The organism is Kluyvera intermedia (genome assembly GCF_034424175.1).
Taxonomy (GTDB): Bacteria; Pseudomonadota; Gammaproteobacteria; order Enterobacterales; family Enterobacteriaceae; genus Kluyvera; species Kluyvera intermedia.
Map to the genome: position 1 here is coordinate 2242464 of NZ_CP139986.1, position 26522 is coordinate 2268985.

The window sequence follows — 26522 nt, forward strand, 5'->3', positions numbered from 1 at the left end:
AATATTTTGACTAGCCAAAAGTGTGATCTAGATCTACACTGTGTGCATGGGCAATATGATGCCTTAGCGTTTCAAAGTCTTAATCAAGTTAGAGAATAAACATTATGAAAAATATCAAAATCGCATCTGCAGCTATTTTGCTGTCTGCACTTTCTTTTGGCGTATTTGCCGCTGAACCTGCAACACAGCCAGCCAGTTCCACGACGGTAACAACTGCCCAGCACGTCGGTATCTCCAGTGCTTATGACGTCGAAGCAGGCTCCAACATCGCCCCAGGCTCTCAGTCTACCGGTCAGTCCATGGATGACGCGTTTAACGTGCATACTCTGGTTGCAGGCGGCTGGTCCTAATATTTCTGTGCTGTAATAATTTGATTTTCTATTGATTATTAATTTCGGCAGAGAAAACCGGGTAGAGTAGTACCGGTTTTTCTTGCTGCTATTATCTTTCGTAAGAAAATTAAATTTTTGTATTTTATTTGTCAGTATGAATCGTTTTAATTCGCACGTATTGTCAATTAATATTGGCTCAGCGCATTTTTTGTATATATTTTAATTCCCTGACCGTAACGTAGAAAGGTTTTTAGCGTGAACTGTTTCTGCGGTATCAATCACCGCTTACTCCCCCCAAATCATCGCAGCCCACCGGAGCAACAACATCGCCCCGCAGATGGCTATTAGCACCAGCACCATTTTCCAGTGTTTTTTTGCAAATCGATCAGTAGGCATTGTCAGATCCCTTTTTCTACAACAGTTGACTCAGTGTACCAGAATCGCGGGTAAAAATAGCAATGCGCACAGGGAAGGGCAATTGCGTCTTTTATCACGTACTGATGATGTGTAAACTATCCAACGGTATTATCAACACGCGGATGTAGGTGGCTCTGGGTACATGTACTCGTTGCTCATTTTTCGCAGAGTGAAGCGGAAATCAGTCCTTAACGTGTTGATAAATTTAATCATATAGTTTTGTATGTGCTCTTTCGTGTGGGGCACCACTGCAAATAAGGACATTAAATGCCTGTAATTACTCTTCCTGATGGCAGCCAACGCCATTACGACAACGCTGTTAGCCCAATGGATGTCGCTCTGGACATTGGCCCTGGTCTGGCAAAAGCCACCATCGCTGGGCGTGTTAACGGTGAACTGGTTGATGCTTCCGATTTGATTGAAAACGATGCCAAACTTTCGCTCATCACCGCAAAAGATGAAGAAGGTCTGGAGATCATTCGTCACTCGTGTGCTCACCTGCTTGGTCACGCCATCAAACAGCTTTGGCCAAACACTAAAATGGCCATCGGCCCGGTTATCGACAACGGCTTCTATTATGACGTTGACCTTGATCATACGCTGACCCAGGAAGACATCGACGCGCTCGACAAACGTATGCATGAGCTCGCCGAGACAAACTATGACGTCGTCAAGAATAAAGTCAGCTGGCATGAAGCCCGTGAAACTTTCGTGAAACGTGGTGAAAACTATAAAGTTGCCATTCTTGATGAAAACATTTCGCATGATGACAAGCCTGGCTTGTACCATCACGAAGAATATGTCGACATGTGCCGTGGTCCGCACGTGCCGAATATGCGTTTCTGCCACTACTTCAAGTTGATGAAAACCGCTGGTGCTTACTGGCGCGGCGATAGCAACAACAAGATGCTGCAGCGTATTTATGGTACCGCATGGACGGACAAAAAGGCCCTCAATGCCTACCTGCTGCGCCTTGAAGAAGCGGCGAAGCGCGATCACCGTAAAATTGGTAAGCAGCTCGACCTGTATCATATGCAGGAAGAGGCGCCGGGTATGGTGTTTTGGCATAATGATGGCTGGACAATCTTCCGTGAACTGGAAACCTTTGTGCGCTCTAAGCTCAAAGAATACCAGTATCAGGAAGTGAAAGGCCCGTTCATGATGGACCGTGTGCTGTGGGAAAAAACCGGCCACTGGGACAACTATAAAGATGCGATGTTCACTACCTCTTCTGAGAACCGTGAATACTGCATCAAGCCAATGAACTGCCCGGGGCACGTACAGATCTTTAATCAGGGTCTGAAATCTTACCGCGATCTGCCGCTGCGTATGGCAGAGTTCGGCAGTTGCCACCGTAATGAACCGTCAGGTGCTCTGCATGGCCTGATGCGCGTACGTGGCTTTACTCAGGATGACGCCCACATCTTCTGTACAGAAGAACAGGTGCGTGATGAAGTTAACGCGTGCATTCGTTTAGTCTATGATATGTACAGCACTTTCGGCTTCGAGAAAATCGTCGTCAAACTTTCAACGCGTCCGGAAAAGCGTATCGGTAGCGATGAAACGTGGGATCGTGCGGAAGCGGATCTGGCTGTTGCGTTGGAAGAGAACAACATCCCGTTTGAGTATCAACTGGGTGAGGGTGCATTCTATGGCCCGAAAATTGAATTTACCCTTTATGACTGCCTCGATCGTGCATGGCAGTGCGGTACTGTACAGTTAGACTTCTCTCTGCCGTCTCGTCTAAGCGCCTCATATATTGGCGAAAGCAACGAGCGTCAGGTACCGGTAATGATTCACCGTGCAATTCTGGGTTCACTGGAGCGCTTTATTGGCATCCTGACCGAAGAGTTCGCCGGTTTCTTCCCAACCTGGATTGCACCAGTACAGGTTGTAGTGATGAATATCACCGATTCTCAAGCTGAATATGTCAACGAATTGACCCGTAAATTGCAAAATGCAGGCATTCGTGTAAAAGCAGACTTGAGAAATGAGAAGATTGGCTTTAAAATCCGTGAGCACACTTTACGTCGTGTCCCTTACATGTTGGTCTGTGGCGACAAAGAGGTAGAAGCAGGCAAAGTTGCCGTGCGTACCCGTCGTGGCAAAGACTTGGGCAGCCTGGACGTAAATGAAGTTATCGAGAAGCTGCAACAAGAGATTCGCAGCCGCAGTCTAAAACAACTGGAGGAATAAGGTATTAAAGGCGGAAAACGAGTTCAAACGGCACGTCCGAATCGTATCAATGGCGAGATTCGCGCCCTGGAAGTTCGCTTGACAGGTCTGGAAGGCGAAGCTTTGGGTATTGTGAGTCTGAGAGAAGCTATCGAAAAAGCTGAAGAAGCTGGAGTAGATTTAGTTGAAATCAGCCCTAACGCCGAACCGCCAGTTTGTCGTATCATGGACTACGGCAAGTTCCTTTATGAAAAAAGTAAGTCTTCTAAGGAACAGAAGAAGAAACAAAAAGTTATCCAGGTTAAGGAAATTAAATTCCGTCCTGGTACCGATGATGGCGACTACCAGGTAAAACTCCGCAGCCTGGTTCGCTTTCTCGAAGAGGGTGATAAAGCTAAGATCACACTGCGTTTCCGCGGTCGTGAGATGGCTCACCAGCAGATTGGTATGGAAGTGCTTACGCGCGTCCGTGACGATCTGAGTGAACTGGCAGTGGTCGAATCCTTCCCTACGAAGATCGAAGGCCGCCAGATGATCATGGTGCTCGCCCCTAAGAAGAAACAGTAAGGCCTTCAAGTAGCAACGTTCGTGAAGCCTTTGGGCTTCACGAGTATTGTTCGCCTACGTTTCGTTTATTAACAATGCGAAGTGGAAGTTATTAAAATGCCAAAAATTAAGACCGTACGCGGTGCTGCTAAGCGCTTCAAAAAAACCGGTAAAGGTGGTTTTAAGCACAAACGCGCTAACCTGCGTCACATTCTGACCAAAAAAGCTACCAAGCGTAAACGTCACCTGCGTCCAAAAGCCATGGTTTCTAAAGGCGATCTGGGCCTGGTAATCGCGTGCCTGCCGTACGCATAAGTCGTTAACCCTTTTAACTTTTTAATTAGAATAGATACAGGAGAGCACATATGGCTCGCGTAAAACGTGGTGTAGTTGCCCGTGCACGTCACAAGAAAATTTTGAAACAAGCTAAAGGTTACTACGGTGCGCGTTCTCGCGTATACCGCGTTGCCTTCCAGGCTGTTATCAAAGCAGGTCAGTACGCTTATCGTGACCGTCGTCAGAAAAAGCGTCAGTTCCGTCAACTGTGGATTGCGCGTATCAACGCAGCAGCACGTCAGAACGGTATTTCTTACAGCAAATTCATCAACGGCCTGAAAAAAGCCTCTGTTGAAATCGACCGTAAGATCCTGGCTGACATCGCAGTATTCGACAAAATCGCGTTCACCGCGTTAGTTGAAAAAGCGAAAGCAGCACTGGCGTAAGCCAGTTGGAAGAGGGAGCTTGTCTCCCTCTTTTCATTTTAACTGCTTCAGTGCATTGACATTTATCTCTGTAGCCCTTTCAATAAAGGTTCTACAATTCTTACCACACAAGGTAACGCAAGCATGAATGCTGCTATTTTCCGCTTCTTCTTTTACTTTAGCACCTGAAAACAGGGGGCTTGCGCGTGAAAGAAGAAACGGAAAACAGCGCCAGAAAGCCTCCTGATGGAGGCTTTTTTTGTTTATGCCGCTTATGAATATCGCCACATAACGAGGAAAACCATGTCACATCTCGCAGAGCTGGTTGCCAGTGCAACAGCCGCCATTAATCAGGCTTCAGATGTTGCCGCGTTAGACAATGTCCGCGTCGAATATTTGGGCAAGAAAGGGCACCTGACCCTTCAAATGACTACCCTGCGCGAACTGCCGCCGGAAGAGCGTCCAGCAGCGGGTGCGGTGATTAACGAAGCGAAAGAACAGGTACAGCAGGTGCTGAATGCGCGCAAAGCCGACCTGGAAAGTGCTGCGTTAAATGCTCGCCTGGCCGCGGAGACGATCGATATCTCCCTGCCGGGTCGCCGCATCGAAAATGGTGGTCTGCACCCGGTTACGCGCACCATCGACCGTATTGAAAGTTTCTTCGGTGAGCTCGGTTTTACCGTTGCAACGGGCCCAGAAATTGAAGATGACTACCATAACTTCGATGCGCTGAATATCCCAACGCACCACCCGGCACGCGCTGACCACGACACTTTCTGGTTTGATGCCACTCGTCTGCTGCGTACGCAGACCTCCGGCGTACAGATCCGTACCATGAAGGATCAACAGCCGCCAATTCGTATTATCGCGCCGGGCCGCGTGTATCGTAACGACTACGATCAGACGCACACTCCGATGTTCCATCAGATGGAAGGGTTGATTGTTGATAAAAACATCAACTTCACCAACCTGAAAGGGACGCTGCACGATTTCCTGCGCAACTTCTTTGAAGAAGATTTGCAGATTCGTTTCCGTCCATCTTACTTCCCGTTCACCGAACCTTCCGCTGAAGTGGATGTGATGGGCAAGAACGGCAAATGGCTGGAAGTACTGGGCTGCGGTATGGTGCACCCGAATGTACTGCGTAATGTTGGCATTGATCCGGAAGTCTATTCCGGCTTTGCATTTGGCATGGGTATGGAGCGTTTAACCATGCTGCGTTACGGTGTCACCGATTTGCGTGCGTTCTTCGAAAACGATCTGCGTTTCCTCAAACAGTTTAAATAAGGGCAGGATAAAATAATGAAATTCAGTGAACTGTGGTTACGCGAATGGGTTAACCCGGCCATTGATAGCGAAGCGCTGTCAGGACAAATCACCATGGCTGGCCTGGAAGTTGACGGCGTTGATGCCGTAGCGGGAAGCTTCAATGGTGTTGTGGTGGGCGAAGTGGTGGAATGCGGTCAGCATCCAAACGCCGACAAACTGCGCGTCACAAAAGTGAACGTCGGCGGTGAACGTCTGCTGGACATCGTCTGCGGTGCACCAAACTGCCGTCAGGGGCTAAAAGTTGCCGTGGCGACTATCGGCGCGGTACTGCCGGGTGATTTTAAAATTAAAGCCGCTAAACTGCGCGGTGAGCCATCAGAGGGGATGCTGTGCTCTTTCTCTGAACTGGGTATTTCCGACGATCACGCTGGCATCATCGAACTGCCGGCCGATGCGCCGCTCGGTACAGATATCCGTGAATATCTGAAGCTTGATGACAACACCATCGAAATCAGCGTCACGCCAAACCGTGCTGACTGCTTAGGTATTATTGGTGTCGCGCGCGATGTCGCTGTACTTAACAAGCTGCCACTGAATGCACCAGAAATCGCGCCTGTAGCCGCGACTATTTCTGATGTGCTGTCTATTGACGTTGAAGCCGCTGACGCGTGTCCACGTTACCTGGGCCGTGTGGTTAAAGGAATTAACGTTAAAGCGCCAACCCCGCTGTGGATGAAAGAGAAACTGCGCCGCTGTGGCATCCGCTCTATTGATGCGGTTGTTGATGTGACCAACTATGTCCTGCTGGAACTGGGTCAGCCGATGCATGCGTTCGACAAAGATCGCATCGAAGGTGGGATTAAAGTTCGTATGGCAAAAGAAGGCGAAACGCTGGTACTGCTGGACGGCAATGAAGCGAAGCTTAGCGCGGATACGCTGGTGATTGCTGACCACAACAAAGCGCTAGCGATGGCGGGTATCTTTGGCGGTGAGCACTCTGGTGTGAACGACGAAACCCAAAATGTCCTGCTGGAATCTGCATTCTTTAGCCCACTGTCCATTACCGGACGTGCTCGTCGTAATGGTCTTCATACCGACGCATCTCATCGCTATGAGCGCGGCGTTGATCCGGCGCTGCAACATAAAGCGATGGAGCGTGCGACTCGTCTGCTTATTGATTTGTGTGGCGGTGAAGCCGGCCCGATTGTTGATGTGACCCACGAAGTGGCATTGCCGAAGCGTGCAACCATTACCCTGCGTCGTAGCAAATTAGATCGCCTCATTGGCCATCACATTGCGGATGATCTGGTCACCGATATTCTGACCCGCCTGGGTTGTGAAGTGACCGTAGGGACTGACGAATGGCAGGCCGTTGCTCCGACCTGGCGTTTCGATATGGAAATCGAAGAAGATTTAGTTGAAGAAGTAGCACGTGTCTACGGCTACAACAGCATTCCTAATGAACCGGTTCAGGCTGGTCTGATTATGGGAAGCCATAGAGAAGCGAACCTGTCGCTTAAGCGTGTGAAAACCATGCTGAACGACAAAGGCTATCAGGAAGTGATTACCTATAGCTTTGTTGACCCGAAAGTTCAGCAATGGGTACACCCTGGCGAAGAAGCGCTTATTTTACCAAGCCCAATCTCCAGCGAAATGTCCGCAATGCGCCTGTCTCTGCTGACCGGTTTGTTGTCAACGGTGGTGTATAACCAAAATCGTCAGCAAAATCGTGTGCGTATTTTTGAAGCCGGTTTGCGTTTTGTTCCGGATACTCAGGCCCCATTAGGCATCCGTCAGGATGTGATGCTGGGGGGAGTAATGTGTGGCAACCGCTATGAAGAACATTGGAATCTGGCAAAAGAGTCTGTTGATTTCTATGATTTGAAGGGCGATTTGGAGTCTGTTCTTGAACTGACCGGTAAATTATCTGAAATTCAGTTCAAAGCAGAAGTTAACCCAGCGCTGCATCCGGGGCAGTCTGCGGCGATTTATCTGAAAGGTGAACGCATTGGTTTCATTGGTGTTATCCATCCGGAACTTGAGCGTAAACTGGATCTGAATGGTCGTACATTGGCATTCGAACTGGAATGGAACAAGCTTGCAGACCGCGTCGTTCCTCAGGCTCAGGACGTTTCCCGCTTCCCGGCAAACCGCCGTGATATCGCCGTTGTTGTCGCGGAAAATGTACCTGCTGCTGATATTTTAAACGAATGTAAGAAAGTTGGCGTAAATCAGATAGTTGGCGTAAACTTGTTTGACGTGTACCGTGGTAAGGGTGTTGCGGAGGGCTTCAAGAGCCTTGCTATCAGCCTGATTTTACAAGATACCAGCCGTACACTCGAAGAAGAGGAGATTGCCGCTACCGTCGCCAAATGTGTAGAGGCATTAAAAGAGCGATTCCAGGCATCACTGAGGGATTGAACCTATGGCGCTTACAAAAGCTGAAATGTCAGAATATCTGTTTGATAAGCTTGGGCTTAGCAAGCGGGATGCTAAAGAGCTGGTAGAGCTATTTTTCGAAGAGATCCGTCGTGCTCTGGAAAATGGCGAGCAGGTTAAGCTTTCCGGTTTTGGGAACTTTGATCTGCGTGATAAGAATCAACGCCCGGGACGTAACCCAAAAACGGGTGAAGATATTCCCATTACAGCCCGGCGTGTGGTGACCTTCAGACCAGGACAGAAGTTAAAAAGTCGGGTCGAGAATGCAACACCCAAAGAAGAGTAATCTGAACTAACTAAAAAGGCCGCTTATGCGGCCTTTTTCTTTTCTTTGAAAGCTCTTCCACCGTAAAATCAAATGCTTCTTAGCAAGCTCCTGGAGCATTATGCAGGTCTATGTACATCAACAGCAGCGGCGAAACCGTTGCTGGCTAACCGGGTTGACGCTGGTACTCCTCGTCATGTTGGTTATTGGTCTGTGTGCAGGGGACCAATGGATTTCCCCGGCACAATGGTTCACGCCAAAAGGACAACTCTTCATCTGGCAAATTCGCTTACCGCGCACGTTGGCGGTGTTGCTGGTTGGGGCTGCGCTGGCACTTTCCGGCGCGGTAATGCAGGCTTTGTTCGAAAATCCGCTGGCTGAACCTGGCTTGCTGGGTGTCTCTAATGGTGCGGGCGTTGGCCTTATCGCGGTGATTATGCTCGGTCAGGGCACTTTACCCGGCTGGGTGCCGGGTCTGGCTGCTATTGCTGGCGCACTGCTTATTACCGGGATCCTGATGCGTTTTGCGCGTCGACATTTATCGACCAGCCGCCTGTTACTGGCAGGCGTGGCACTCGGTATTATCTGTAGCGCGTTGATGACCTGGGCGGTCTATTTCTCAACGTCGTTCGACTTGCGGCAGTTAATGTACTGGATGATGGGCGGTTTTGGTGGTGTCGACTGGCAGCAACTGTGGCTCATGATTGCGCTTTTACCGGTGATTTTGTGGGTCTGTTTACAATCGCAGCCACTCAATCTGTTAGCGTTAGGAGATACCTCCGCACGCCAGCTAGGCGTTCCCATCGCGCTGTGGCGAAAGCTGCTGGTGATGGCGACAGGTTGGTTGGTGGGTGTTAGTGTGGCACTGGCCGGTGCTATCGGCTTCGTTGGTCTGGTGGTGCCGCATATGCTGCGTCTGTGTGGTTTAACCGATCATCGCGTGCTGCTGCCCGCTAGCGCCCTGGCAGGGGCAAGCGTGCTGCTGTTTGCTGATATTGTGGCGCGTCTGGCGCTGTCAGCGGCTGAGTTGCCAATAGGCGTTGTCACAGCAACGCTAGGCGCGCCGGTATTTATCTGGTTACTATTGAAGTCCGGGCGTTAGACCCGGCTTAACCTGGAAAGAGGATGCTATGCAAACCACCATTCTGAACACGCCTGTCACAACGATAGATGGCGAAAACACCACCCTGGACGCTTATAAGGGTAAGGTGCTCCTGATTGTTAACGTCGCTTCTAAATGCGGGCTGACGCCACAATACGAGCAGCTGGAAGCATTACAGGAGTCCTTACAAGATCAAGGGTTCACCGTTCTTGGTTTCCCATGCAACCAGTTCCTGGGGCAAGAGCCTGGTAGCGCTGACGAGATTAAAACTTTCTGTAGCATGACCTATGGCGTGACGTTCCCGCTGTTTAGCAAAATTGAGGTGAATGGCGAAAACAGTCACCCCCTCTATAACCAATTGAAACGCATTGCACCAAAGGCTGTTACACCACAAGGGAGCGGTTTCTACGAGCGTATGGAGAGCAAAGGGCGCGCTCCTGGGCATCCAGGCGATATCCTGTGGAACTTTGAAAAATTCCTTATCGGCCGTAACGGTGAAGTGATCAATCGATTTTCACCGGATATGACGCCAGACGCTCCTGAGTTGGTCGCCGCCATTAAACAGGCTCTCGCTCAGTCATGATGCCGTTGATGCAGCTTCAGGATATCAGTGAAAACAACCGGCTTCAGGGCATAAGCGCTGATGTTGGTTACGGCGAGATTATCCATCTGGTTGGGCCGAACGGTGCAGGTAAAAGCACATTGCTGACGAGAATGGCGGGACTGAGCCGGGGGAAAGGCGTCGTCACACTAGACGATCAGCCGTTAGACTCATGGTCGCCTTCTGCGCTTGCACATCATCGAGCCTACCTTTCTCAGCACCAATCGCCGCCTTTTGCCATGCCGGTCTGGCAGTTTCTGACGCTGCATCAACATACTCCTCATTCCTCACCGCTGGCCGTTCATGTGACGGATGCTCTGGGTTTAAACAATAAACTGGGGCGGAACGTCAGCCAGCTGTCGGGGGGCGAATGGCAACGTGTTCGCTTGGCGGCGGTGATATTGCAGATTCATCCCGGAGATAATCCACAGGGCCAGCTGTTGCTGCTCGATGAACCGATGAATAGCCTTGACGTTGCCCAGCAGGCGGCATTGGATAAACTGTTGGCGGAGCTTCGTACGGCAGGTGTCACGATTGTGATGAGCAGTCATGATCTTAACTATACGTTACGCCACGCGGACCGGGTCTGGTTATTATGTGAGGGTAAACTGATTGCCAGCGGTAGAACCGATGCCGTACTGCAGCCGGAAAATTTAGCGGCAGCGTATAATATGACTTTCCAGAAGCTAGAAATAGCCGGTCACCAAATGCTCATTTATGCTGAGGACTGTGAAAAATAATCCATATTCGGTCTTGAGTCGGGGGGCATTGCTTGCCAGCCTATCGCTTATCGATATAATTTGTTAGCAGATTAAAAAAACAGAGGATGCGCTGGATATGCGTTTCTGGGCTATTTTCCTTTTAGCATTCATTTTGGCTGGTTGTAGCAGCCACCGTCCGCCTCCGCCGAATCCTCGGCTTGCGGATTCAATTACCGTGATTGCCAACTTAAACGATCAACTACACCATTGGCACGGCACGCCATATCGCTATGGTGGAATGAGCCGTCGTGGCGTAGATTGCTCGGCGTTTGTTCTGATGACATTCCGCGATAAATTCGAAATGCGTTTACCCAGAGAAACGCGCCAACAGGCTAAATTGGGAACGGAAATAGATAAAGAAGATCTCTTGCCGGGCGATCTGGTGTTCTTCAAGACCGGTTCGGGTGAAAGCGGATTGCATGTCGGAATCTATGACACTGATAATCAGTTTATCCATGCCTCAACAAGCCAGGGGGTCACGCGGTCCTCGTTAAACAACGTTTACTGGCGAAAGAACTTTTGGCAGGCCAGGCGAATTTAAAAAAATAGTAAGGGAGGCGAAATGCCTCCTTTTTTTATCGTATTGATAAAATTTAAATTAAATCGTGAACGATATACTCATTTTGTTAGGCGAGATCATGGAACTTAAGGTGGATTGTGCTAATCCATTAGTTTCGATTACAATCATTACGATCCAGTGACGGACAAAATGAATTAAAAAGGAACCGATGAACGGAATAACCACAGCACCCATTACCGTAGGTTTTCGCTTTGTGACGTCAGGAACCCGGACATGACTTTTAGTGAAGGGCAGTCGCAATGATTATATCGCTGGATAATACGTATTGTTCTCAGTTGTTTTTTCTTCCCGCAAGGAATAGCGAGGAACAGTTGGTGGGCCTAAAAGTGGTCAGTCATTTTAGCGGCGTTAATAATCACGTGCGCATCCCAACCAGTCTGGTTCTGCCGCGTTTGACCCCGCAAGAAGAAATTATTTTATTTCAGGAAAAACTCGCTCTCCTGATGACCTATCAGTTTTTTTTCCTACAGCATGGGCTTAAAGCATGGGTCACCATTCCTCCCGGTGTCGTTGATGCATTACTCACACAAGATGATCTTGCTGCCGATGCACTGCGTTTTCCTTTTCTTGAACTGGCCATCAGCGAAAGTTTCCCCGGACTTGATCAGGTGGATGAACAGCACCCGCTAGCCCAACTGTGTCAACGGTTTCCGCTGGTACTCAGTGATTTTGGTTCTGGAGACGCCTCGACAAAAGCCGTTTTCGCCGGGCTTTTTACTCGCGTGGTGCTTGATAGAAACTTTGTCCAACGCCAGGTCAAATCGGTCTCTTTTGAGCCGTTTATGCGGGCAATTGTCAGCCAGATTCAGCCCTATTGTCAGGCGATTATGATCTCTGGCGTTGATGAAGAATCTACCCGGCAGCGCATTGCATCGTACGGTTTTAGTGGCATGCTGGGTAGCTTGTGGCCGGTCGTGTCTGAGTCATCATTAATAACATTGGTGCAACAATAACCCTGCATTTACCCGGGTGTTTAACCTACAGTAACCCAATACACTACCGACAGGAGGAACCATGAACCTGTCATTTAACACCCGCTGGCGCGATGAGTTGCCAGAGTTTTACACCGCACTTCGGCCAACGCCGTTGCACAATGCCCGTTTGGTCTGGCACAACGAGCCGTTGGCACAGGAATTAGCCATTCCCGATGAACTCTTCACCCCTGAACATGGCGCGGGCGTCTGGGGCGGTGAAGTGTTGCTCCCTGGCATGTCGCCACTGGCACAGGTTTACAGTGGCCATCAATTTGGCAATTGGGCCGGTCAGCTTGGCGATGGCCGTGGAATTTTACTGGGCGAACAGCAATTACCAAACGGTAAGGCGGTAGACTGGCATCTGAAAGGGGCCGGGCTAACGCCTTATTCGCGGATGGGGGATGGTCGCGCAGTTCTGCGTTCAACATTACGGGAAAGCCTGGCATCAGAGGCGATGCATTACCTGGGGATCCCCGGCACGCGCGCGCTGTCTATCGTGGCCAGCGATACGCCAATACAGCGCGAAACCGTTGAGACGGGGGCGATGTTGATGCGCATTGCCGAAAGTCATATTCGCTTTGGCCATTTCGAACATTTCTATTACCGCCATGATATCGACAATGTGCGCAAGCTCGCTGATTACACTATTCGCCACCACTGGTCGCATTTAGTGAATGACGCCAATCGCTACGTGCTGTGGTTTCAGGATGTGGTCACCCGCACGGCACAGATGATTGCCCGTTGGCAGACGGTCGGTTTTGCCCATGGCGTAATGAATACGGACAATATGTCGATTCTTGGCCTGACAATGGATTACGGTCCCTTCGGCTTCCTCGATGATTATAATCCGCAATATATCTGCAACCATTCTGACTATCAGGGGCGCTACCGTTTTGATAATCAACCGGCGGTAGGACTGTGGAATTTGCAGTGTCTGGCACAGGCGCTGTCGCCGCTGATTGCGACTGATGCACTTAATGCCGCGCTGGATAGCTATCAGACAATTTTATTCCGCGAATATGGTCAGCGGATGCGTAAAAAGCTGGGGCTGTTTAGCGAAGAGAATGGCGATAATGACTTGCTGAACGGTCTGTACGCACTGATGGAGCGGGAGAGTTGTGATTACAGCCTCACATTCCGTATGTTAAGTGAGACCGAGCAAAAGAGTCCGGCGTCGCGTCTGCGCGATGAGTTTATCGATCGTGCGGCATTTGATGACTGGTTTACGCAATATCGGACACGACTACAGCATGAACAGGTCGAGGATGCGACACGCCAGCAGGCAATGAAGCTGGCGAATCCGGCGATGGTACTGCGTAATTGGCTGGCACAGCGGGCCATAGAGCAGGCTCAGAAGGGTGACTATTATGAATTACACCGTTTACATGAAGCGCTGCGTGACCCCTGGTCTGATCGTCATGATGATTACGCTCGTCGCCCACCGGACTGGGGTAAGCATCTGGAAGTTAGCTGTTCGAGCTAGTTAATGAGCGATTGCGTCGTCGCACTGGCGACGCATTTACTTCGTTAAAATGAGTTTGCCTGCCTGGGTTTGACGCAGCAGATATTGCTGTTCGCCGTGTTCAATAACCACCCGACCTTCCTGACCTAGCAGCGTCTCGCTGTCGATCCGCCGATCGTTTGAGAGTGGACGAGGGGTATTATCCTTGGGAAATTCCAGTTCTGCGCAGGTATCCATGAGCGTCATTTTTATAATGAAAATCAATGTAACAATGATAACCATTATCAATAATGCGCTGATTAACCGCAAGTATTTTTTGCAATATGTGTGGATTCGGGGAAATAGCCCGCCTTTGCATGGCGGGCGGGGATATTACAGGCGAGTTGCGACGGCTGCTGCCAATTTTTCCAGCAGGAGTTCGGTATCTTCCCAGCTCAGGCAAGGGTCGGTAATAGACTGACCGTAGGTGAGAGGCTGACCCGCGACAATTTTCTGCGTGCCCTCACGCAGGAAGCTTTCCGCCATGATACCGGCAATGGCGGAAGAGCCGTTGCGGATCTGCTGGCAGATATCGTCACACACTTCCAGTTGACGGCGGTGCTGTTTCTGGCAGTTACCGTGGCTGAAGTCGACAACCAGATGCTCAGGCAAATCGAACTCGTGCAGTGTATCGCAGGCGACAGCAATATCATCCGCATGATAGTTCGGTTTCTTGCCACCTCGCATAATGATATGACCATAGGGGTTACCGCTGGTTTGGTAGATGGTCATCTGACCGTTTTTATCCGGCGACAGGAACATATGGCTGGCGCGAGCGGCGCGAATCGCATCGACCGCGATACGTGTATTGCCATCCGTACCGTTTTTAAAACCCACCGGGCAGGAAAGCGCCGAGGCCATTTCACGGTGGATCTGGCTTTCGGTGGTGCGCGCACCAATGGCACCCCAGCTAATCAAATCGGCGATAAATTGACCGGTCACCATATCGAGAAACTCGGTGGCGGTAGGGACGCCTAGGGTGTTGACTTGCAAAAGTAATTTACGCGCCTGTTCAATACCATGATTCACCCGATAGCTACCGTTAAGATCGGGATCAGAGATTAATCCTTTCCAGCCGACCACGGTACGAGGTTTTTCAAAGTAGGTACGCATCACGACTTCCAACTCACCTTGGTGTTTTTCGCGCAGTGCCTGTAAACGGCGGGCGTAATCCATTGCAGCGTCAAGATCGTGAATAGAGCAGGGGCCAACAATCGCCAGCAGTCGACGATCTTCACCGTTGAGAATTTTCTCGATGCGGTGGCGGGAAGCGGTAACATGCGCCGCAACGTCCGGTGATACCGGGTGGCGCTCGGCAAGTTCAGCAGGCGTAATCAGGCTCTCAATTCGGGCCGTACGCAATTCATCGGTCTTATTCATGGGGTTCTCAGAATTTGTTGCTTCGCCAGTCAATATGCTGGGAAGTGATGCACATCACGATAAACCAATCTCCGCTGATTTCAAGCGCGGAGCGTAACGTGCGCTCAATCACACTGCTATGATAAACAAATCCGATGCATTGTACTAGTGTGTTAGTACATTCTGCGGCTTAATCCCATGATGTCCATGATTTTAGTAGCAATTTCTTCAACCGAATAATTAGTGCTGTTGATCCATGGGATCTGGTTTCTGCGGTATAGCGCCTCAACCTCGGCGACTTCCATACGACACTGACGCATGGAGGCATAACGGCTGTTCTCACGTCTTTCCTCACGGATAGCCGCCAGACGCTCTGGGTTAATCGTCAGGCCAAACAGCTTATGTTGTAGTGGTTTAAGCGAGGCGGGGAGAATCAGGTTATCCATATCGTCGGCGATAAACGGGTAGTTTGCAGCACGGATCCCAAACTGCATAGCCAGATAGAGGCTGGTCGGGGTTTTTCCACAACGAGAAACGCCCAGTAAAATGACCTGCGCCTGATCGAGATTGCGCAGTGAAATTCCATCATCGTGTGCCAGGGTGTAATCAATGGCGGCGATTCGAGCATCATATTTAGTGAGATTGCCGGGCGTTAATCCGTGGGTTCGGTGAGCGATAGGAGTAGGGTCGAGTTTGAGTTCTTCTTGTAACGGGGCAACCAATGCTTGCACGATATCCTGACAAAAGCCTTCACATTGCAGAATAATGTGACGAATTTCGGGAATAACGATGGAATAGAAGACTAACGGACGTATACCGGTTTGCTGATAAATCGCGTCGATCTGTTCCTTCACCGCCTTCGCCCGGCTTTCACTTTCAATAAACGGCAGCGTGATGCTATTTATCGCCACCGGGAACTGAGACATCACCGCATGGCCAAGCACCTCTGCCGTAATAGCGGTGCCGTCGGAAATATAAAACACCTGACGATCGACTGCGTTATCCATATTGTATTTCCCCGTTAATTGCCTGAAAGCGTAAATTAAATTTAAACACAAGCCTGTAGCGTTTGTCTTAAAAATAAAAATGAAACGGTATTTTTATTTTTTATGAACTACCCATTTCATTTTCTGAAGACCACCAGTAGACCGGATGTAATTGTGGCTTTTTAGCCTAATCAGTAAGTTATGAATAAACGGGGATCACTCCTAAAAAGTAAAAAAATAATCTGCTTACTCGATTCACCGTTTTTTTTGGCCGTTTAAATATGCGAGGATATTTTAAGTAGTCAGTTGTTACTTATCACTGCTTCTTAAATCAAAAAAGGATTGTCTCGATGTCCAACAATGGCTCGTCACCGCTGGTGCTTTGGTATAACCAACTCGGCATGAATGATGTAGACAGAGTTGGAGGCAAAAATGCCTCCTTGGGTGAAATGATTACGAATCTCTCCGGAATGGGTGTTTCTGTCCCTAACGGATTTGCCACCACCGCCGATGCGTTTAATCAATTCCTCGACCAGAGCGGCGTGAACCAGCAGATTTATCAACTGTTGGATGACACCGATATTGACGATGTTACCGCCCTGGCGAAAGCCGGCGCCCAGATCCGTCAGTGGATTATCGACACTCCTTTCCAGAGCGAACTGGAACAGGCTATTCATGAAGCGTATGACCAGTTGGCTGCGGATAACGCCAATGCCTCTTTTGCCGTGCGCTCATCCGCAACCGCAGAAGATATGCCAGACGCGTCTTTCGCCGGGCAGCAGGAGACCTTCCTCAATGTCCACGGCTTTGACGCCGTACTGGTTGCGGTGAAGCACGTATTTGCTTCATTGTTTAATGACCGCGCTATCTCTTATCGCGTTCACCAGGGCTACGATCACCGTGGCGTCGCGCTCTCTGCGGGCGTACAACTGATGGTCCGTTCTGACCTGGCCTCTTCCGGCGTACTGTTCTCTATCGATACCGAATCTGGCTTCGACCAGGTGGTATTTATCACCTCCGCGTGGGGCTTAGGTGAGATGGTGGTGCAGGGCGCAGTGAACCCTGATGAGTTCTACGTGCACAAACCGACGCTGGCGGCAGGACGTCCGTCCATCGTGCGCCGTACCATGGGTTCGAAAAAAATCCGTATGGTCTATGCGCCGACTCAGGAACACGGGAAGCAGGTACGTATCGAAGATGTGCCGCAAGCACAGCGTGATATCTTCTCGTTGACCGACGACGAAATACAAGAGTTGGCGAAGCAGGCTGTGCAGATTGAAAAACACTACGGTCGTCCGATGGACATCGAGTGGGCGAAAGACGGTCACACCGGCAAACTGTATATCGTCCAGGCGCGCCCGGAAACCGTGCGTTCGCGTGGACAGGTGATGGAGCGTTACACGCTGCATTCACAAGGCCGCATTGTGTCCGAAGGCCGAGCCATCGGTCACCGTATTGGTGCCGGTAGCGTGAAGGTGATTCATGACATCAGTGAAATGAATCGTATCCAGCCGGGCGATGTGCTAGTTACCGACATGACCGACCCGGATTGGGAACCGATCATGAAAAAAGCGGCGGCGATTGTCACCAACCGTGGCGGTCGAACCTGCCATGCGGCGATTATCGCGCGTGAACTGGGCATCCCGGCCGTTGTCGGCTGTGGTGATGCCACTGAGCGTATGAAAGATGACGAAAAAGTCACTGTGTCTTGTGCTGAAGGCGACACTGGCTACGTTTATGCTGACTTGCTGGACTTCAGCGTCAACAGCTCCACCGTGGATACCATGCCGGATCTGCCGCTGAAAATCATGATGAACGTCGGTAACCCTGACCGTGCATTTGATTTTGCCTGCCTACCGAATGAAGGCGTGGGTCTGGCGCGTCTGGAATTTATCATTAACCGTATGATTGGCGTTCACCCGCGTGCGTTGCTGGAATTTGATGACCAGGAACCGAAGCTGCAAAACGAAATCCGTGAAATGATGAAAGGTTTTGACTCGCCGAAAGAGTTTTACGTTGGCCGTCTGACCGAAGGGATCGCGACGCTGGGCGCCGCATTCTATCCAAAACGCGTGATTGTCCGTCTTTCTGACTTTAAATCTAACGAGTATGCCAACCTGGTGGGCGGTACACGTTATGAACCGGAAGAAGAAAACCCAATGCTCGGCTTCCGTGGCGCGGGTCGTTACGTTGCTGACAGTTTCCGCGATTGCTTTGCGCTGGAGTGCGATGCGGTGAAACGCGTTCGTAACGAGATGGGACTGACCAACGTTGAGATCATGGTGCCGTTTGTCCGTACCGTTGAGCAGGCGAAAGCGGTAGTGGATGAACTGGCGCGTCAGGGGCTTAAGCGTGGAGAAAACGGGCTGAAGATCATCATGATGTGTGAGATTCCGTCCAATGCCTTGCTGGCAGAACAGTTCCTTGAACATTTCGATGGTTTCTCTATCGGTTCGAACGATATGACGCAGCTGGCGCTGGGTCTTGATCGAGACTCCGGTGTGGTTTCTGCACTGTTTGATGAACGCAATGAGGCGGTGAAAGCACTGCTGTCCATGGCGATTCGCGCGGCGAAGAAACAGGGTAAATACGTGGGCATTTGTGGTCAGGGACCGTCCGACCATGAAGACTTTGCGGCCTGGTTGATGGAAGAAGGGATCGACAGTCTGTCACTGAACCCGGACACCGTCGTACAAACCTGGCTGAGCCTGGCCGAACTGAATAAATAAGTTGTTATGCTGTTGAAATCCCGGGCCCTGTGCCCGGGATTTTTTTGACCATCGTGGGTTGCGGTCGATCACACTTTGGCAAAGAAACCAAAAATCATAAATCTGCTGGCAATTTCTACAATTGTTCCCCGCCTGGCACTTCTGAATACTGATTTGTAATTGCCACTACCCGTCATCATAACTGAATGATTTCGGTGAGCTATCAGCGACTCAGGAGAACGGCTATGACCCCGATTTACAAAGATCCCCAGCGCCCGATTCAGGAACGCGTAACCGATTTATTGGCGCGCATGACGCCAGAAGAAAAATATGCCCAGATGCACGCCTGGTGGCTGGTGTTATCTGAAGATGGTCAACACCGTGAACGCACGGATATGAGCGATGAATTTGCTGGCGTTAGCGAGCAGGCTGCGCTGAGTGAGCGGTTGAAACTGGGTGTCGGGCAGATTACCCGCCCGCTGGGAACGCATATTGTGGATGCAAAAACGGGTGTGCGCGCGGCTAACCGTCTGCAAAAAATGATGATGGAAGAGACGCGGTTGGGCATCCCGGCGCTGTTCCATGAGGAGTGTCTGGTTGGATTATTGTGTAAAGACGCGACGCTGTTTCCCTCGTCATTGAACTACGGTTCCACCTGGGATCCTGAACTGGTAAAACGTGCGGCGCAGCAAATTGGTGAAGAGGCGCGTTCTACCGGCTGCAAGCAGGGGCTGGCTCCTGTGCTGGATGTCTCCCGCGATGTGCGCTGGGGGCGTACAGAGGAGACGTTTGGCGAAGACCCGTGGCTGGTGGGGGTGATGGCCTGCGCTTATGTCGACGGATTACAAGGTGAGAAGCGTGATGTGCTGGCGACGCTCAAACATTATGTCGGTCATTCCTTTAGCGAAGGTGCGCGCAACCATGCACCGGTGCATCTGGGCTTCCGCGAACTCAATGACACCTTTTTACTGCCGTTTGAAATGGCGGTGAAACGGACGCATGCCGGTTCGGTGATGCCGGCCTATCACGATATTGATAATCAACCTGGACACAGCGACAACTTCTTATTGACCACGGTACTGCGCGAACGCTGGGGCTTTGATGGCATTGTAGTCGCGGATTATGGCGGCGTCAGTCTGCTGCATCAACACCACGGTGTCGCGCAGGATGCAGCGGAGTCGGCGGCGCTGGCCTTTAACGCCGGTCTGGATGTGGAATTGCCAAAAGATGACTGCGCTCGTCATCTGGCCGAAGCGGTTGAACGCGGTCTGATAACACCAGCGAAAATTGATGAAATTGTGGGGCGTACGCTAACAGAGAAATTCCGCCTTGGGCTGTTTGAACATCCTTATACCGATGAGAATGCGATTTCCCTGCAATCCGATACCACTCGCCAGGTGGCACGAGAAGTGGCAACACAGTCGATAACGCTACTGGAAAATCGCGGTGTGCTGCCGCTCGCCGGTAAACCACGCGTAGCAGTGGTGGGCCCTACGGCGGATGATCCTCTGGCGCTATTAAGCGGCTACAGCTTCCCGGTGCATTTGATAATCAGCGATATGCTGGAAAAAACGACCCAGGTGACGACACCGCTTGCGGCACTATGCCATTATCTTGGCGAGAGTCAGGTTCGCTATGCCAAAGGTTGCCATATCATCGAGCAGCGTATGGCAGGGGCACCGGTCTTCCCGGGTGATAGCTCAGGTAAACCGATACAGTCTTCACCGGTATCTCATGATCTCAGTCTGATTCCAGACGCCGTTCTTGCTGCACAAAACAGCGACGTTATTGTGGCCTGTGTGGGCGATCTTGCTGGTTTGTTCCAAAGCGGCACCGTGGGTGAAGGTTCTGATACCGATAGCCTTAATCTTCCGGGCGTACAGCAGCAACTGTTACAAGCGTTGGTGGACACCGGCAAACCGGTCGTGGTCGTGATGACCGGCGGGCGTCCCTATAATCTACAAGGACTTGAGTCCAAAGTGGCGGCGTTGATGCTGGCCTGGGCACCTGGTCAGGAAGGCGGCTGGGCGATTGCCGATGTATTGACCGGTCGCGCTGAACCACAGGGAAGGCTGGTCGTCAGCGTACCGAAGAGCGCAGGTGCAATGCCGTTTTACTACAACCATAAGCTAAAAAGCGGCGGCACGCCGTTTGCCTTCCACTTCGGCGCACTGTACCCGTTTGGCTACGGCAAAGGTTGGGGGGAGTTTAGCTACGATGAGCCGCAGCTCGCGAAGCCTCAGGTGGCTATCGACGGGGACATCACCGTTAGCGTAACGGTTAAAAATACCGGTGAGCACAGCGGTAGTGAAGTGGTGCAGGTTTATGTACGCGATGTCGTGGCTTCCATGGTGCGTCCGTTGCAGGAGCTTAAAGCCTTTGAGCGCGTAACCTTGTCTCCCGGTGAGCAGAAAACGCTGACCTTCACCCTGCCAGTCGATATGCTGAACTTTACCAGCTATGAAGGGCAGCGCATTGTCGAACCCGGTGAATTTGAACTGCAGATAGGTAACTCATCGGCGGATATTCGCGGGCGCGTTACGGTACAGGTGACCGGTGAAACCCGCACGCTGCCGTCAGACTGGCGAATGATGAGTCACTGTGACGTGAAATAACGGAGAGTCCTTACGGTTCTGGCCTGGCGCGCCAGTGCCGGAAGGGCGGCGTGCGATAGACAAAAAAAAGCCCATCGTGGGAGATGGGCAAAGACTACACACAGCAATTCTTTGTTTCACTCAGGGGATATATAAATCAAGGGGTTGATTTACTACCTTGTGACTTATAATAGGTATGTGCCTTTTTTGCGTCGATCGGATTCCTCTCAATAGTTAAATAAATGTGAATAATTTCCGAGGCATGTCGTGAATGGCGGGGGATTTTGTCGATGTGGTGCAAGGGAATGGTCAATTTTTCTTAACTAAAAGGCGGGGAATTCCGCCTTTTGTCTATCTTACTGTTTCGGATAGTTATTCTGTTCCAGCTCGGCAAGTTCCTCCAGAACCTGTTCCGGGTCTGAAGACGGTGGTGGAACTTCATGTAGCCAGGCATCAAACAGACGCCAGGAGACGGCCAGCAATACCGGGCCGATAAACAGACCAATCATCCCGAATGCCACCAGACCACCAATAACACCTGAGAGGATCAGGATCATCGGCAAGTCGGCACCCATACGAATCAACATCGGACGTATTACGTTATCCATCGTACCGACCACCACGCTCCACACCAGCAGCACCGTGCCCCAGGTGGTATCACCCGTCCAGTAGAGCCAGACAATGCAGGGTACCAGCACGATAAGCGGCCCCAGTTGCACCAGGCAGGAGAAGATCATCACCACGGTCAACAGCGTGGCGTAAGGTACGCCTGAAATGCCCAGACCAATCCCGCCGAGCACGGCCTGTACAAGGGCTGTTACTACCACACCCAGCGCCACGGCGCGAATCGCCTGGCCTGCCAGTAGCACCGCGGCATCACCCCGTTTGGCGGCCAGACGGGTGGCGAAGTAACGCATCCCAAAGGCCACTTTCTCACCTTGCCAGTACAGCAGGGCGCTAAAGAGCAGCATCAAACCGCTGTGCAGCAGAAAACGCCCGACGTGTGCAGCCTGACCGACAAACCAGGTGGTCGTGGTGCCAAGATAAGGGCGAACTTTTGCCATTAAGGCGCTGCCGCCCATATCGAGCAGACTGTGCCAGCCGCTGTACAGCTTGGCGCCGGCAAACGGAATACTGTTAAGCCAGGCAAAATCAGGCAGCGTCAACGTTCCGCTGGTAATGGCGTGAACCAGCGGCGTACTGCCATCCACCAGACTATTGACCAGTAGGGCGATAGGAATGACAAACAGTAAAAAAAGCAGAAGCGTCATGACCAGCACGGCAAGTGAGCGGCGGCCAAAAAGGATGCGCTGGAGCCAAATCAACACCGGCCAGGTGGCGATAACGATAGTTGATGCCCAGGCGAAGCCCAGAATAAACGGCTGAACAATCCATAAACAAGCGATGATCATCAGTGCAATAAACAACACTGATAGCAGTATTTGCGGAATATCCCGTGGCTTAAGAACCGTGTTCATAAATAAGCATTACCTTCTGTTGCGCGTCCGAGCGTTGACGTCGCGTAAATCCGTTCATTGATAATAATATCAATAAATTCCCGCGGCTGATTCTGCGGCAAAATCTACCGGGCGCATAAGAAAAAAATGTGATAAAACGATAATGGCACGACGCAAACGATTAATCATTTATACACATCATCTTTGCCGTTTGTCGTATTCATACGAATCGGGAAGATTTTGTGCGTACAACACAACATTCAAGAAAGGGTCAAACCTAATGATCCCACTGATTTCCCAGGCACCCGGCGAAATACCGCTGGTATTGAATTATTTAAAAGCACTGGAGCAACAAGGCTTTACCGGCGATACGGCCACGCGCTATGCCGATAGGCTGACGATGGCGACGGATAACAGTATCTATCAGCTTCTTCCCGATGCGGTAGTCTTTCCACGCTCTACGGCCGATGTCGCGCTGTTGTCGCGTATTGCCACGGAAGAACGCTTCCAGTCCCTGATCTTCACGCCGCGCGGCGGCGGTACTGGCACCAACGGCCAGGCGCTGAATCAGGGCATTATCATTGATATGTCCCGTTATATGAATCGCATCATCGAAATTAACCCGGAAGAGGGTTGGGTGCGCGTTGAAGCGGGCGTTATCAAGGATCAACTGAACCAGTATTTAAAACCCTACGGCTACTTTTTTGCCCCTGAGCTGTCGACCAGTAATCGTGCGACGCTGGGGGGAATGATCAACACCGATGCTTCTGGACAGGGCTCGTTGGTGTATGGCAAAACATCAGACCACGTCCTGGGTGTACGGGCTGTTTTGATGGGGGGCGATATCCTCGATACCCAGCCGGTGCCTGTGACGCTTGCGGAAATGCTGGCTAAAGAACAGTCGGCGGCGGGGCGAATTTACCGTACCGTTTTTGAACGCTGCCGTGACAATCGCCAACTGATAATCGACAAGTTCCCAAAACTTAACCGCTTCCTGACCGGTTATGACCTTCGCCATGTCTTTAATGACGATATGTCCGAGTTTGACCTCACGCGCATTCTGACCGGCTCCGAAGGGACGCTGGCCTTTATCACGGAAGCGCGTCTGGATATCACGCGCTTGCCGAAGGTGCGTCGGTTGGTCAATATCAAATACGACTCCTTTGACTCCGCGCTGCGTAATGCGCCGTTTATGGTCGAAGCGCGCGCGATGTCGGTAGAAACCGTGGATTCGAAGGTGCTGAACCTGGCGCGGGAAGACATTGTCTGGCATTCGGTCAGTGAACTGATTACCGATGTCGCGGATAAAGAGATGCTGGGACTCAATATTGTTGAATTCGCCGGTGACGACGATGCGCTGATTGAGAGTCAGGTTGTGGCGTTGTGTCATCGTCTTGATGAACTGATTGCCGGGCAGGAAGGCGGTGTGATCGGCTGGCAGCGCTGCAATGAACTTGACGGTATCGAACGAATTTATGCGATGCGTAAAAAAGCGGTCGGTCTGTTGGGCAATGCTAAAGGCGCTGCGAAACCGATCCCCTTTGCGGAAGATACCTGCGTGCCGCCGGAGCATCTGGCGGACTACATCGTGGAATTCCGCGCGCTACTTGATAGCCACGGCCTGAGCTACGGAATGTTCGGCCACGTTGATGCGGGCGTGTTGCACGTCCGTCCGGCACTGGATATGTGCGATCCGCAGCAGGAGATTCTGATGAAAAAGATCTCCGACGATGTGGTGGCGCTAACCGCTAAATACGGTGGTCTACTGTGGGGTGAGCACGGCAAAGGTTTCCGCGCCGAGTACAGCCCGGCGTTTTTCGGCGAGCAGTTGTATAGCGAGCTGCGTAAAGTCAAAGCGGCATTCGATCCGAACAACCGCCTGAACCCGGGGAAAATTTGTCCACCGGAAGGCGTCGACGCGCCGATGATGAAGGTGGATGCGGTCAAACGCGGCACCTACGACCGGCAAATTCCTATCGCGGTACGCGCATCCTGGCGCGGAGCGATGGAGTGTAATGGTAACGGTCTGTGCTTTAACTTTGATGTGAAAAGCCCGATGTGCCCGTCGATGAAGATCACCAATAATCGTATGCATTCACCGAAAGGTCGCGCCACGCTGGTGCGTGAATGGCTGCGCCTGCTGGCGGATCGCGGCGTAGATCCAGAGCAACTGGAAAAAGAGTTGCCGGAAAAACGTGCGAGCCTGCGTACGTTGGTGGAACGTACACGCAATAGCTGGCATGCCCGCAAGGGCGAATATGATTTCTCGCATGAAGTCAAAGAGGCGATGTCCGGCTGCCTGGCCTGTAAAGCCTGCTCTACCCAATGCCCGATTAAAATTGATGTGCCGGAATTCCGTTCTCGTTTCTTGCAGCTGTATCACACCCGCTATTTACGCCCCGTGCGCGATCATCTGGTGGCAACGGTCGAGAGCTATGCGCCATTGATGGCGCGAGCGCCTAAGACCTTCAACTTCTTTATGAGCCAACCGTGGGTTCGCAAGCTGTCTGAAAAACACATTGGCATGGTTGATTTACCGATGCTGTCCGCGCCGTCTTTGCAAAAACAGATGGTGACGCACCGCTCGGCAAACCTCACGCTTGAACAGCTGGAAACGCTGACCCCGGAGCAAAAGGCGCAGACTGTGCTGGTGGTGCAGGATCCGTTTACCAGCTATTACGATGCGCAGGTGGTAGCAGATTTTGTCCGTCTTATCGACAAACTGGGTTATCAGCCGGTGCTGTTACCGTTCTCGCCGAACGGCAAAGCGCAGCATATCAAAGGCTTCGTCAATCGTTTTACAAAAACGGCGCAGAAAACGTCAGATTATCTGAACCGGGTGGCTGCGTTAGGAATGCCGATGGTGGGGGTCGATCCGGCGCTGGTGCTGTGTTATCGCGATGAATATAAGCAGGTTCTGGGCGATAAACGTGGCGATTTCAACGTGATGCTGGTTCATGAGTGGTTGCCGCAGGTGCTGGAAAATACACAGGGTTCGCAACCTGCTGGCGAGCCATGGTATCTGTTTGGTCACTGTACGGAGGTGACGGCGCTGCCAACGGCGACAAAACAGTGGGCATCCATTTTTGCCTGCCTTGGGGCAACGCTTGAGAATGTCAGTGTAGGTTGTTGTGGCATGGCCGGTACCTACGGTCATGAAGTGAAAAATCATTCGAATTCGTTGGGAATTTACGAGCTTTCCTGGCATCAGGCGATGCAGCGGTTGCCGCGTAATCGCTGTCTGGCGACGGGCTATTCCTGCCGTAGTCAGGTGAAGCGGGTTGAGGGTAACGGCGTTCGCCATCCATTGCAGGCTTTACTGGAGATGATGGGATGATCTGGAAACGACAAGCGACGCTTGAGGCTCTGAATGCGATGGGTGAAGGCAATATGGTTGGCCTGCTGGATATTCAGTTTGACCGTATTGCCGAGGATTCGCTGGAGGCAACTATGCCGGTCGATAGCCGCACGCATCAACCTTTCGGCCTGCTGCACGGTGGGGCATCGGTGGTGCTGGCGGAGACCCTGGGTTCGGTGGCTGGATATTTGTGTACCGAGGGTGAAGACAGGGTGGTTGGGCTTGAGGTTAACGCGAACCATATCCGCTCTGCACGCAGCGGGCGAGTACGGGGTGTTTGCAAGGCGTTGCACGCCGGGCGTCGGCACCAGGTCTGGCAGATTGAGATCTTCGATGAGCAGGGGCGTTTATGCTGTTCATCGCGGCTTACCACCGCCGTTGTGAGTTAGGAGAGATT

24 protein-coding genes, 1 other RNA gene and 1 other annotated feature are annotated in these 26522 nt (G+C 51.4%); of the genes, 19 read left to right on the forward strand and 6 right to left on the reverse strand.

The features are described from left to right. The first annotated feature begins 104 nt into the window (after positions 1–104). Entirely contained in the window at positions 105–350 is a 246-nt protein-coding gene (locus U0026_RS10870; RefSeq protein WP_062778987.1) for a YdgH/BhsA/McbA family protein, read from the forward strand. 267 nt (positions 351–617) lie between these two features. On the opposite strand, the gene yniD is transcribed toward U0026_RS10870, so the two are convergent. Beyond that, positions 618–728, reverse strand: coding sequence for a small membrane protein YniD (gene yniD / locus U0026_RS10875; RefSeq protein WP_126440732.1), 111 nt, complete (start codon positions 726–728; stop codon positions 618–620). Positions 729–1016: 288 nt separating this feature from the next. Here yniD and thrS point away from each other — a divergent pair, with 288 nt between their 5' ends. The 14 genes from thrS to selO all read left to right on the forward strand — a co-directional run bounded on the left by thrS (position 1017) and on the right by selO (position 13645). Further along, positions 1017–2945, forward strand: a complete 1929-nt coding sequence (gene thrS / locus U0026_RS10880; RefSeq protein ID WP_062778993.1) for a threonine--tRNA ligase — start codon at positions 1017–1019, stop codon at positions 2943–2945. A 3-nt stretch (positions 2946–2948) separates the two neighbouring features. Next, complete coding sequence (gene infC, locus U0026_RS10885; RefSeq protein ID WP_071830666.1) at positions 2949–3491, forward strand: translation initiation factor IF-3; 543 nt, start codon at positions 2949–2951, stop codon at positions 3489–3491. A 96-nt stretch (positions 3492–3587) separates the two neighbouring features. After that, complete coding sequence (gene rpmI / locus U0026_RS10890) at positions 3588–3785, forward strand: 50S ribosomal protein L35 (protein ID WP_012017121.1); 198 nt, start codon at positions 3588–3590, stop codon at positions 3783–3785. 50 nt (positions 3786–3835) lie between these two features. After that, the gene (gene rplT, locus U0026_RS10895) at positions 3836–4192 is read left to right on the forward strand and encodes a 50S ribosomal protein L20 (protein ID WP_052284424.1); all 357 of its coding nucleotides are present in this window, start codon (positions 3836–3838) and stop codon (positions 4190–4192) included. Positions 4193–4310: 118 nt separating this feature from the next. Further along, positions 4311–4434, forward strand: a sequence feature (Phe leader region). Further along, positions 4316–4360 carry a pheST operon leader peptide PheM gene (gene pheM / locus U0026_RS10900; protein WP_001386830.1) on the forward strand — a complete coding sequence of 15 codons (45 nt, stop codon included), beginning with the start codon at positions 4316–4318 and terminating at the stop codon, positions 4358–4360. It overlaps the preceding feature by 45 nt. A gap of 40 nt (positions 4435–4474) precedes the next feature. Further along, a complete protein-coding gene (gene pheS / locus U0026_RS10905) occupies positions 4475–5458 on the forward strand; it encodes a phenylalanine--tRNA ligase subunit alpha (RefSeq protein WP_062778996.1) in 984 nt (327 codons plus the stop codon). 15 nt (positions 5459–5473) lie between these two features. Continuing rightward, positions 5474–7861: a phenylalanine--tRNA ligase subunit beta gene (gene pheT, locus U0026_RS10910; RefSeq protein WP_062778998.1), complete on the forward strand. Its 2388-nt coding sequence runs from the start codon at positions 5474–5476 to the stop codon at positions 7859–7861. Between the two features lie 4 nt (positions 7862–7865). Then, on the forward strand, positions 7866–8165 hold the full coding sequence (gene ihfA / locus U0026_RS10915; protein WP_003030571.1) for an integration host factor subunit alpha: 300 nt from the start codon (positions 7866–7868) through the stop codon (positions 8163–8165). A gap of 100 nt (positions 8166–8265) precedes the next feature. Further along, positions 8266–9246, forward strand: coding sequence for a vitamin B12 ABC transporter permease BtuC (gene btuC / locus U0026_RS10920; protein ID WP_062779000.1), 981 nt, complete (start codon positions 8266–8268; stop codon positions 9244–9246). Between the two features lie 28 nt (positions 9247–9274). Further along, complete coding sequence (locus tag U0026_RS10925; protein WP_062779003.1) at positions 9275–9829, forward strand: glutathione peroxidase; 555 nt, start codon at positions 9275–9277, stop codon at positions 9827–9829. After that, a complete protein-coding gene (gene btuD / locus U0026_RS10930) occupies positions 9826–10587 on the forward strand; it encodes a vitamin B12 ABC transporter ATP-binding protein BtuD (RefSeq protein WP_062779004.1) in 762 nt (253 codons plus the stop codon). Before U0026_RS10925 ends, btuD begins: the two co-directional genes overlap by 4 nt. A 97-nt stretch (positions 10588–10684) precedes the next feature. Then, positions 10685–11149: a C40 family peptidase gene (locus U0026_RS10935; protein WP_062779006.1), complete on the forward strand. Its 465-nt coding sequence runs from the start codon at positions 10685–10687 to the stop codon at positions 11147–11149. Between the two features lie 278 nt (positions 11150–11427). Further along, entirely contained in the window at positions 11428–12141 is a 714-nt protein-coding gene (locus U0026_RS10940) for an EAL domain-containing protein (protein ID WP_126440736.1), read from the forward strand. 61 nt (positions 12142–12202) lie between these two features. Further along, complete coding sequence (selO, locus tag U0026_RS10945; RefSeq protein WP_062779067.1) at positions 12203–13645, forward strand: protein adenylyltransferase SelO; 1443 nt, start codon at positions 12203–12205, stop codon at positions 13643–13645. A 36-nt stretch (positions 13646–13681) separates the two neighbouring features. Here the strand turns inward: selO and hemP are convergent, their stop codons facing one another. From hemP to ppsR, 3 genes are all read right to left on the reverse strand, one after another. After that, positions 13682–13906 (reverse strand): hemin uptake protein HemP, encoded by a 225-nt coding sequence (gene hemP / locus U0026_RS10950; protein WP_062779070.1) that lies wholly within the window; start codon positions 13904–13906, stop codon positions 13682–13684. 90 nt (positions 13907–13996) lie between these two features. Then, a complete protein-coding gene (gene aroH / locus U0026_RS10955; RefSeq protein ID WP_062779073.1) occupies positions 13997–15043 on the reverse strand; it encodes a 3-deoxy-7-phosphoheptulonate synthase AroH in 1047 nt (348 codons plus the stop codon). Between the two features lie 152 nt (positions 15044–15195). After that, the gene (gene ppsR, locus U0026_RS10960; RefSeq protein WP_062779076.1) at positions 15196–16029 is read right to left on the reverse strand and encodes a posphoenolpyruvate synthetase regulatory kinase/phosphorylase PpsR; all 834 of its coding nucleotides are present in this window, start codon (positions 16027–16029) and stop codon (positions 15196–15198) included. 329 nt (positions 16030–16358) lie between these two features. On the opposite strand from ppsR, the gene ppsA reads away from it, so the two are divergent. After that, entirely contained in the window at positions 16359–18737 is a 2379-nt protein-coding gene (gene ppsA, locus U0026_RS10965) for a phosphoenolpyruvate synthase (RefSeq protein ID WP_062779079.1), read from the forward strand. A gap of 224 nt (positions 18738–18961) precedes the next feature. Beyond that, entirely contained in the window at positions 18962–21331 is a 2370-nt protein-coding gene (locus tag U0026_RS10970; protein WP_062779081.1) for a glycoside hydrolase family 3 N-terminal domain-containing protein, read from the forward strand. Between the two features lie 59 nt (positions 21332–21390). Here the strand turns inward: U0026_RS10970 and rprA are convergent. After that, positions 21391–21490: antisense sRNA RprA (rprA, locus tag U0026_RS10975), an RNA gene on the reverse strand. A gap of 176 nt (positions 21491–21666) precedes the next feature. After that, positions 21667–22788 carry an AI-2E family transporter YdiK gene (gene ydiK / locus U0026_RS10980; RefSeq protein WP_062779084.1) on the reverse strand — a complete coding sequence of 374 codons (1122 nt, stop codon included), beginning with the start codon at positions 22786–22788 and terminating at the stop codon, positions 21667–21669. A gap of 259 nt (positions 22789–23047) precedes the next feature. Here ydiK and ydiJ point away from each other — a divergent pair, with 259 nt between their 5' ends. Beyond that, positions 23048–26104, forward strand: a complete 3057-nt coding sequence (gene ydiJ, locus U0026_RS10985) for a D-2-hydroxyglutarate dehydrogenase YdiJ (RefSeq protein WP_062779087.1) — start codon at positions 23048–23050, stop codon at positions 26102–26104. Beyond that, positions 26101–26514: a 1,4-dihydroxy-2-naphthoyl-CoA hydrolase gene (menI, locus tag U0026_RS10990; RefSeq protein ID WP_062779090.1), complete on the forward strand. Its 414-nt coding sequence runs from the start codon at positions 26101–26103 to the stop codon at positions 26512–26514. The genes ydiJ and menI overlap by 4 nt, the downstream gene beginning before the upstream one ends. Positions 26515–26522 lie beyond the last annotated feature (8 nt).

Coding starts and splice junctions, on each gene's coding strand:
- U0026_RS10870 (WP_062778987.1), top strand. CDS start 105: ATGAAAAATATCAAAATCGCATCTGCAGCTATTTTGCTGTCTGCACTT.
- yniD (WP_126440732.1), bottom strand. CDS start 728: ATGCCTACTGATCGATTTGCAAAAAAACACTGGAAAATGGTGCTGGTG.
- thrS (WP_062778993.1), top strand. CDS start 1,017: ATGCCTGTAATTACTCTTCCTGATGGCAGCCAACGCCATTACGACAAC.
- rpmI (WP_012017121.1), top strand. CDS start 3,588: ATGCCAAAAATTAAGACCGTACGCGGTGCTGCTAAGCGCTTCAAAAAA.
- rplT (WP_052284424.1), top strand. CDS start 3,836: ATGGCTCGCGTAAAACGTGGTGTAGTTGCCCGTGCACGTCACAAGAAA.
- pheS (WP_062778996.1), top strand. CDS start 4,475: ATGTCACATCTCGCAGAGCTGGTTGCCAGTGCAACAGCCGCCATTAAT.
- pheT (WP_062778998.1), top strand. CDS start 5,474: ATGAAATTCAGTGAACTGTGGTTACGCGAATGGGTTAACCCGGCCATT.
- ihfA (WP_003030571.1), top strand. CDS start 7,866: ATGGCGCTTACAAAAGCTGAAATGTCAGAATATCTGTTTGATAAGCTT.
- btuC (WP_062779000.1), top strand. CDS start 8,266: ATGCAGGTCTATGTACATCAACAGCAGCGGCGAAACCGTTGCTGGCTA.
- U0026_RS10925 (WP_062779003.1), top strand. CDS start 9,275: ATGCAAACCACCATTCTGAACACGCCTGTCACAACGATAGATGGCGAA.
- btuD (WP_062779004.1), top strand. CDS start 9,826: ATGATGCCGTTGATGCAGCTTCAGGATATCAGTGAAAACAACCGGCTT.
- U0026_RS10935 (WP_062779006.1), top strand. CDS start 10,685: ATGCGTTTCTGGGCTATTTTCCTTTTAGCATTCATTTTGGCTGGTTGT.
- U0026_RS10940 (WP_126440736.1), top strand. CDS start 11,428: ATGATTATATCGCTGGATAATACGTATTGTTCTCAGTTGTTTTTTCTT.
- selO (WP_062779067.1), top strand. CDS start 12,203: ATGAACCTGTCATTTAACACCCGCTGGCGCGATGAGTTGCCAGAGTTT.
- hemP (WP_062779070.1), bottom strand. CDS start 13,906: ATGGTTATCATTGTTACATTGATTTTCATTATAAAAATGACGCTCATG.
- aroH (WP_062779073.1), bottom strand. CDS start 15,043: ATGAATAAGACCGATGAATTGCGTACGGCCCGAATTGAGAGCCTGATT.
- ppsR (WP_062779076.1), bottom strand. CDS start 16,029: ATGGATAACGCAGTCGATCGTCAGGTGTTTTATATTTCCGACGGCACC.
- ppsA (WP_062779079.1), top strand. CDS start 16,359: ATGTCCAACAATGGCTCGTCACCGCTGGTGCTTTGGTATAACCAACTC.
- U0026_RS10970 (WP_062779081.1), top strand. CDS start 18,962: ATGACCCCGATTTACAAAGATCCCCAGCGCCCGATTCAGGAACGCGTA.
- ydiK (WP_062779084.1), bottom strand. CDS start 22,788: ATGAACACGGTTCTTAAGCCACGGGATATTCCGCAAATACTGCTATCA.
- ydiJ (WP_062779087.1), top strand. CDS start 23,048: ATGATCCCACTGATTTCCCAGGCACCCGGCGAAATACCGCTGGTATTG.
- menI (WP_062779090.1), top strand. CDS start 26,101: ATGATCTGGAAACGACAAGCGACGCTTGAGGCTCTGAATGCGATGGGT.